This window comes from Pseudanabaena sp. SR411 (assembly GCF_002251945.1).
Taxonomy (GTDB): Bacteria; Cyanobacteriota; Cyanobacteriia; order Pseudanabaenales; family Pseudanabaenaceae; genus Pseudanabaena.
Genome location: NZ_NDHW01000125.1, coordinates 22,898 through 29,993 on the forward strand (window position 1 = coordinate 22,898; position 7,096 = coordinate 29,993).

The window sequence follows — 7,096 nt, forward strand, 5'->3', positions numbered from 1 at the left end:
GAGCCCCACACCATCAATTCTTGACTGGAATACTATATGAATACTATATATAGAGGATTTTCTGGGGTTAATCGGAGCGTAAAAGTCGCATAAAAGCCTAAAGTAAATCCTAGTAGTTACGAGCGAAAAATGAATGTGCTAGAAGCTTTTGTGCTTGCGACGATACTTTGTGGTTTTTTGGGGATTGTCCTCAAAAAAAATTTAATCATGAAAATCATCTCCATGGATGTGATGAGTACAGGTGTAATTGCCTATTTTGTGGTAATTGCTGCCCGTCAAGGCGTATTTACGCCGATCCTTGGTGATACCATCAGGACTAGCTATGCCGACCCTGTCCCGCAGGCGGTGATCTTAACGGCAATCGTGATTGGCTTCTCGATTCAGGCGCTGATGCTAGTGGGTGTGATTAAACTAGCGCGGAACAATCCCACCTTAGAAATCAATGACATCGAGAAGAGTGACTTGTCATGATCACCCTAACTTTGCTCTGGATTGTCTTGCCATTTTTGGTGGGATTCTTTATTTATCTGCTGCCAAAGGGCGATCGCTACTTGGCGTTATTTGGTGCAATTGCCTCGGCGCTATACGTAATCCCTCTGTTTGTCGAGCAATCGTCAATCAATTTACGATTGCTCGATAACTTTGGTGTGACTCTGATTCTTGACCATTTGTCAGGATTTTTTATTTTGACCAATGCTTTGGTCACGGCGGCGGTGATTATTTACTGTTGGCATAGCGATCGCACCGCTTTTTTTTATGCCCAAGTTTTGATTTTGCATGGCAGTGTCAACGCTGCCTTTGCTTGCTCCGACTTTATTAGCTTGTATGTTGCTCTAGAAGTAATTAGCATCGCCACATTTTTGTTGATTGCTTATCCCCGTAGCGATCGCTCGATCTGGATTGGCTTGCGCTACCTATTTGTCAGCAACGTTGCCATGCTGTTTTACCTGATTGGGGCGGTACTGGTTTATAAAGCCAATCACTCCTTTGGCTTTATCGGATTGCAGGGCGCACCTCCTGAAGCGATCTCCTTGATCTTTTTGGGACTATTAGCCAAGGGCGGCATCTTTGTCTCAGGACTATGGTTGCCATTGACCCATGCCGAATCCGAGTCACCAGTCTCGGCGCTGATGTCAGGGGTGGTCGTGAAGGCGGGAGTTTTACCAATGTTGCGCTGTGCCTTATTAATCGAAGAGCTTGATCCGATCGTGCGAATATTTGGGGTCAGTACGGCTCTGTTAGGGGTTGCCTTTGCCGTATTTGAAAAAGATACCAAACGACTATTAGCATTTTCCACGGTTTCCCAGATGGGTTTTATCTTAGCTGCGCCCGCCGTAGGTGGCTTTTATGCCCTCACTCACGGCTTAGTGAAGTCATCGTTATTTTTGACGGTGAGTAAACTGCCGAGCCGCAATTTCAAGGAACTACAACAACAATCGATTCCGAGAAATATCTGGATCATTCTTTTAATGGCAAGTTTCTCGATTTCAGGTTTTCCACTGTTAGCTGGATTTGGCTCAAAAATATTAACCCTCAAAAATGTCTTGTCTTGGCAAGATATTGGCATGAATATAGCGGCGGTGGGAACGGTGATCGCCTTTGCCAAATTTATTTTTCTGCCGCATCAGCCCGCAGTTGAGTCGCATCATTCCCAAAGCAAAAACAAAAGCAAAACGGATTTTTGGGTGGCGATCGCCATTTTGTTGGGTGGCTTGTTTGTGGCAAATGTCGTTTATTATGAAGCCTATACTCTGGAAAATGTCGTCAAGCCCTTGGTGACGATCGCGATCGGTTGGCTTGCCCATTGGCTAATTTTCCAACGAGCCTTAGTGAACTTACCCGTTGTCTTTGAGGAGTTTGAGAACCTGATCGGTTTTATGGGGCTAATCTTAGTGTTACTTTTTTGGATGGCTGTATCATGATTGGACAATTTATTTTGCGAATCGTGATCTGGTTTTTGCTAACTGCGAATTTTAGTATTACGAATATCATCATTGGTGTGATTATCTCCCTGCTCATGCCCTATTACCGATCAGAAAACGTTCGTCTTAAGGATGTTTTGAGAGGCATCGGCAGAATTATTAAGGCGGTTCCCCAAGCCTATGTCGAATCACTGGAAATGATATGGCAACCTCATAAACACGAAGAAGTGGTGATCGAAAAAGCCAAATATCGGCGATCGGCAGCATTGGTTTTCTTAGATATTTTCCTGATTACCTTCACACCCAAAACCATTGTACTGAGCCATCACGAAGAGGGCTGGTATTTGGTGCATCACGTTATAAAGCGCCAGAGGAGGCAGAATCCATGAACATTGATTTATCAACTAATGCAGTATTAAATTTTGTCGTGGGCGCGATGGTCTTCTCTTTGGTAATTCCGCTATATCAGGCGTGGAAGAATAATGACGATATTTGGGAAATTATGCTTGCCTTTTCCAGTATTGCCGCCAAAGCTGCCGTGATGATCTTGGTAATCGCGATACTAAGAGATGATTGGATGATTGGCGTAGTTGGCGTAATTATTTTGAGCGTTGGTAATGCGGGATTCATGCTCCTAGCTCATATCATCAGGCGTGCAGGAAATCTATAACCATGACAACTTTAGCGAATATCCTCAGTTACATTTGTATTTTTGGTGGATTAATATTCTGGTTTTGGGGAACTGCGGCGCTATTGACAAGGCGATCGGTGCTTTTTAAACTGCATAGCCTTTCGGTGTCCGACACCATTGGCTCGATCGCCATTGTGTTCGGATTAATATTACTGCGCCCCAAGGAATTACCATTACTGATTCTTGCCATTATTTCTTTGGCTTTATGGAACACGATGCTGTGCTATGTGATGGCTTATTGCTCTAGCAGTACGACTAGAAAAAAATAGCGAGTAACAGAGCGAAGTACTGTTACTCGCTATTAAAAAAAAGAAAAGGTAAAACTTTAAATGAGTAGTAATTACGATGGTTATGTCTATGCGATCGCAGTGCTGTTACCCATATCAGCATCAATGTTGGTATTCCAAACTAATCCCTATAATGCCCTAGTCATGCGCGGCATTTTAGGAGCAGTATCGGCATTAGTCTATACGGTTCTGGGTGCGGCCGATGTGGCGCTGACCGAGGCGCTAGTCGGTGCTTTTTTGGCAACAATGCTCTATGCAGTGGCGGTGCGCTCTTCCTTGGTGTTGCGTTTAGGAGTGGTTGAATCAATTGCGATCGCCCATGATTTAGCAGAGGAATTAGATAAGCTCAATCTTCCCTTTAAACAGCTAGATCAACCATTAGATCAGCCATTAAATCAACCATTAAATAAGCAAATTGATGAGCAAGATGAAGAATTGGGACAACCTGAGCAGCATAATGCTCCTATTTCTATATCTGATTTTGAGAAACTGATCGATGTTCTCAAAAACACTTTCAGTAAGCAATATATGCGGGTTGAGTTAGTTCCCTACGAAAATGAAGCAGAATTAGAACAAGCATTAATTGATAAAATTGTCCATGCAACCCTACATAATTCGGAATATAAAGAAGGCGCTGGATTCCAATTTTACCAAATCAAAATCCGTCTGCTTCGTCTCTATGAGATTATGCAAGCCGATCCAGTTTTGGCGAATGTCCAATTAGTTTACACAAAATACTGATAAGAGAAACCGCTCTCCTGTTGTTAAGGGAGCGATGCTCCCTTAACAACATCACACCAAAAACACCTTTTAAAAAATAGATTATGAAATGGATTTATATAATTGCAGGTATAGCTTTTGTTGTGAAAATGCTATTTTTGCCTAACCCTGCCCCTAGTTTGCCTTTCTCGATTGTTGAGGCGATCGCCCAAGACAGTGGGGTTAATAATGTGGTATCAGGCATCATTTTTCGCAATCGCCTCTATGACACCATTTTTGAAGTAATCGTCTTCACAATCGCAATCATGGGCGCTAATTTCTTGCTTGCCAATGAGAAACCATTTACGCGAATTTACCAATTTACCGATCAAACTTCAATTGTCCTTGCTCAATTGGGCGCAACTATTGCTGCTTTAGTAGCGATCGAGTTGGCAATTCGTGGACATCTCACCCCAGGGGGAGGATTTGCTGCGGGTGTGGCTGGCGGAACTGCGATCGGTTTGATTGCCATAACTTCACCTCCAGAGCGACTGCAAAAGCTCTATAAACGCTGGCACGCCGCAACTTGGGAAAAGATATCAGTACTGATTTTTATTGTTTTATCGGTGATCACGCTCTCAGGAATAGAATTGCCCCACGGTCAGTTAGGAGAACTAATTAGTGGCGGCATCATCCCGATTTTGAATATTTTGGTTGCGATTAAGGTGGCGCTAGGCTCATGGTCAGTCGTATTAGCTTTTATCCGCTATCGCGGTTTATTGTAGGAATGGCAGAGCTATGATTGTAATTACGATTTATGGTTGTGATCTATGCAGAAAATATTTGCAGGTATTCTCTTTTCCATAGGATTTATCTTTTTGACTGTGACCGTTTCATCGCTAGCCACCAAAAACCCCACTCCCAAAGATCGCAGTGCGGCTGCTGGAGGAATTATGCTTGGTGTTCCTGCATTAGCTGCTGGAACTTGGATCGTCTGGAAGGAGAAGAAGAAGCATGATGATTTAGCAGAAGTGCGCCAGCGTCAACTTGAATTTAACTTTTTAACAACTTTACAAGCCAATAATGGCAGCATTACGCCAATTAGTTTTGCGATCGCTAATCAGCTATCTCTAGAAGAGTCAAAGCAATATTTAGACAAAAAAGCGACCCAATTGAATGCCGATTTTGAAGTTACAGAAGATGGCGGAGTTAGCTACAAGTTTTATCTCTCTTAAATCTTATATAACTGATTCTCTGCCATACATACAAGGATTGGAAGTATTCCCAAAAAGTCTAGAGTATTTTCGGAGTTCACAGTTTTGTAGATTTTGATGTTGCAATTTTCATCAACTATGGAGAAGCTTCTACAGCAGGAGAAATGGTTGGAAGAGGTTTACCCTCCTCTGCAAGTTGTCTCATCATTTCGCAATCAGTACCAGATGCAAAAGTTGCAGTCTTAACAATACCAGCTTTTAACTCAGATGTAGTGCTGATGGTACATTCAGTTGGTGTACCGTTGCCAGAAAAGATGCTAATGATGAAGTATACAATAATTGCAATCAAAACCCAAGGAAGATTCAGTAAAAACTTACCATGCTTTTGGAGAAAAGAAGTTTGAGAATGAAGTATATTATTGCTTCTCTTCTCACTTGCATCAAGATTGGCAAAAATAGAAGTATTTGTTGTGGATGTTTTATAGTTATATTGATTGATTGGAAGCGCTGTGAAATGCTCTAGTAGACTGCGATGGATGAAAACATATCCACCGCCAACTTTTTGAAGCAAAATACAATTTGTTGCATAATTTAAAAAACTGGCGTAGTTCCAAGGAATATAGCCATTTACCCAGAGACTCACTCTAAGGACAAAGTGTTGGATTACCGCAATCCCTGCAAATACTGATGGACTTCGAGCAACCCATACTAATCCTGTCATAGCACCTCCAGAAAGGTACATTTGGATTACTATGTCATTAGTGTTAGATATCAAAAAGAAATTAGAGAACATGTAATAAATCATGCTGATGGAGATAGCACCATTAAATAGCAGAAGGAAGAGTAAATATTGAGTATTAGCTAAAGTTCTCCAGACTCCTTGATTGGCAACTACCTGTGTTTCTATATCTGAACTAACCTGACCAATACTAAGCATAATACTTATACCGAGACTCAGAGCAAGCCAAGGACTGACAAAAATCCCAATAACCAGAGAAATTGCTACAACTATAGTAATCTTTTTAATTGACCACTGTAGTTTTTCGACTAGTTTTATCTCATCCATTACTCCTATGATCCCACACCAACTAATGCTAATTAAAGCCAATACAAATATAGTTATCCCTAATCCTCTAATGATTATGTATAGGATTGATTTAAAATCTATAAAAATATTCTCGAAAGATAAATTATGACCGAAGGTAGGAAGTGCTATAGCCGAAAATACTGGAAAGGCAAGAATAAAGCTGTACATTACAGCAAATAGAATTCCAAATAAAACACCTGAAATAATTCCTACGCCCAATCGATAAAGCCAGCGCTGACTCCAATGTTGTAACATGTCGGGTTGAAGTCGTTCAATTAGGAAAATAGATTGAGAATTGAGAAACATTTTCATTGATAGCCAGTGCAGCCAACGTTTCGTTTGTTTTGCAGAATATTGCTTAGAAGGACGACGCTTTAACATGCGCTCAACATAGGTTTCAAATAGATGCTCAACGTGGTTATCAGTCAGACTCATCTTAATCAAATCAGTAACAGATAATCCCCGATAAGCGATCGCCATGATATTTACCATCAAAGGAGACTTTGCCAGTTCCAGCAACTTCGCATCAGTTTGCAGCATTTCCCTTACTCCTTCAAGCTCTGTACCAAGATGCTCAAAGTACTGATAAATCTGCTCCTCACTCAGTGGTTGAATGAAAATTGCCCCTTGGAATTGCAGTCGTTTTGTCAATGCTTCGTAATCCTGAATGCGGCTACAAGTTACAAGTTCAGTTTCCCGAAACTCATCATGGAACTGATTGATAGCTTCTACACAAGCATTACGACGCTCTACACTAACTTCATCAAGACCATCTAACATCGGCAAAATCTGCTGTTCTATCACCCAATTTCGACCAATTTTTTGGGGAACTTGATATTTTGTATCCAACTCTTGTACTAGCCAATCAGAGAGCTTTTGACCATTTAGCCAAGAAGATAAGTTAAACACTACAGGTATTGTTTGCTCAGCATCTATTTCTGCACGAGCAACTAACTCGCGTGTAATTTCTAAAAGAGTAGTAGTCTTACCCGCCCCAGGATCGCCCAAAATCAAGAGTGTTCTACCCATACCTAAGCGATCAAATTGATTAATCGCTTTTGTACCAATAGGTAAAGGTCTTCTAGTATCTTCAGGAGTTTCCCAATCTATCTGCCAAGGATGTTCTAAAGCATCTAGACGAGTTTGCAATCCTAGTTCGATGAGCGCTTTGCCATATAACGAAGTTTCCAGAATAC

General features: G+C 41.4%; 9 protein-coding genes. 8 read left to right on the forward strand and 1 reads right to left on the reverse strand.

Annotated features, from left to right (window positions below):
- Window positions 1-135 precede the first annotated feature (135 nt).
- From B9G53_RS13135 to B9G53_RS13170, 8 genes are all read left to right on the forward strand, one after another.
- A complete protein-coding gene (locus B9G53_RS13135; protein WP_094533019.1) occupies window positions 136-471 on the forward strand; it encodes a cation:proton antiporter subunit C in 336 nt (111 codons plus the stop codon).
- Window positions 468-1,922, forward strand: coding sequence for a cation:proton antiporter (locus B9G53_RS13140; RefSeq protein WP_094533003.1), 1,455 nt, complete (start codon window positions 468-470; stop codon window positions 1,920-1,922). The genes B9G53_RS13135 and B9G53_RS13140 overlap by 4 nt, the downstream gene beginning before the upstream one ends.
- On the forward strand, window positions 1,919-2,311 hold the full coding sequence (locus B9G53_RS13145; RefSeq protein ID WP_094533005.1) for a Na+/H+ antiporter subunit E: 393 nt from the start codon (window positions 1,919-1,921) through the stop codon (window positions 2,309-2,311). Before B9G53_RS13140 ends, B9G53_RS13145 begins: the two co-directional genes overlap by 4 nt.
- Complete coding sequence (locus B9G53_RS13150) at window positions 2,308-2,592, forward strand: hypothetical protein (RefSeq protein WP_094533007.1); 285 nt, start codon at window positions 2,308-2,310, stop codon at window positions 2,590-2,592. The genes B9G53_RS13145 and B9G53_RS13150 overlap by 4 nt, the downstream gene beginning before the upstream one ends.
- 2 nt (window positions 2,593-2,594) lie before the next feature.
- A complete protein-coding gene (locus B9G53_RS13155) occupies window positions 2,595-2,882 on the forward strand; it encodes a monovalent cation/H(+) antiporter subunit G (RefSeq protein ID WP_094533009.1) in 288 nt (95 codons plus the stop codon).
- Window positions 2,883-2,942: 60 nt separating this feature from the next.
- Window positions 2,943-3,641 carry a DUF4040 domain-containing protein gene (locus tag B9G53_RS13160; RefSeq protein WP_094533011.1) on the forward strand — a complete coding sequence of 233 codons (699 nt, stop codon included), beginning with the start codon at window positions 2,943-2,945 and terminating at the stop codon, window positions 3,639-3,641.
- An 83-nt stretch (window positions 3,642-3,724) separates the two neighbouring features.
- Entirely contained in the window at window positions 3,725-4,384 is a 660-nt protein-coding gene (locus B9G53_RS13165) for a Na(+)/H(+) antiporter subunit B (protein ID WP_094533013.1), read from the forward strand.
- Between the two features lie 45 nt (window positions 4,385-4,429).
- The gene (locus B9G53_RS13170; protein ID WP_094533015.1) at window positions 4,430-4,834 is read left to right on the forward strand and encodes a hypothetical protein; all 405 of its coding nucleotides are present in this window, start codon (window positions 4,430-4,432) and stop codon (window positions 4,832-4,834) included.
- A 115-nt stretch (window positions 4,835-4,949) separates the two neighbouring features.
- Here B9G53_RS13170 and B9G53_RS13175 read toward each other — a convergent pair.
- A partial coding sequence (locus tag B9G53_RS13175; RefSeq protein ID WP_094533017.1) for an NACHT domain-containing NTPase occupies window positions 4,950-7,096 on the reverse strand: 2,147 nt, incomplete at its 5' end.

Bases quoted from the DNA above. Each gene is read 5' to 3' on its own strand.
- B9G53_RS13155 (WP_094533009.1), top strand. From the start codon at position 2,595: ATGACAACTTTAGCGAATATCCTCAGTTACATTTGTATTTTTGGTGGA.
- B9G53_RS13150 (WP_094533007.1), top strand. From the start codon at position 2,308: ATGAACATTGATTTATCAACTAATGCAGTATTAAATTTTGTCGTGGGC.
- B9G53_RS13145 (WP_094533005.1), top strand. From the start codon at position 1,919: ATGATTGGACAATTTATTTTGCGAATCGTGATCTGGTTTTTGCTAACT.
- B9G53_RS13165 (WP_094533013.1), top strand. From the start codon at position 3,725: ATGAAATGGATTTATATAATTGCAGGTATAGCTTTTGTTGTGAAAATG.
- B9G53_RS13140 (WP_094533003.1), top strand. From the start codon at position 468: ATGATCACCCTAACTTTGCTCTGGATTGTCTTGCCATTTTTGGTGGGA.
- B9G53_RS13170 (WP_094533015.1), top strand. From the start codon at position 4,430: ATGCAGAAAATATTTGCAGGTATTCTCTTTTCCATAGGATTTATCTTT.
- B9G53_RS13160 (WP_094533011.1), top strand. From the start codon at position 2,943: ATGAGTAGTAATTACGATGGTTATGTCTATGCGATCGCAGTGCTGTTA.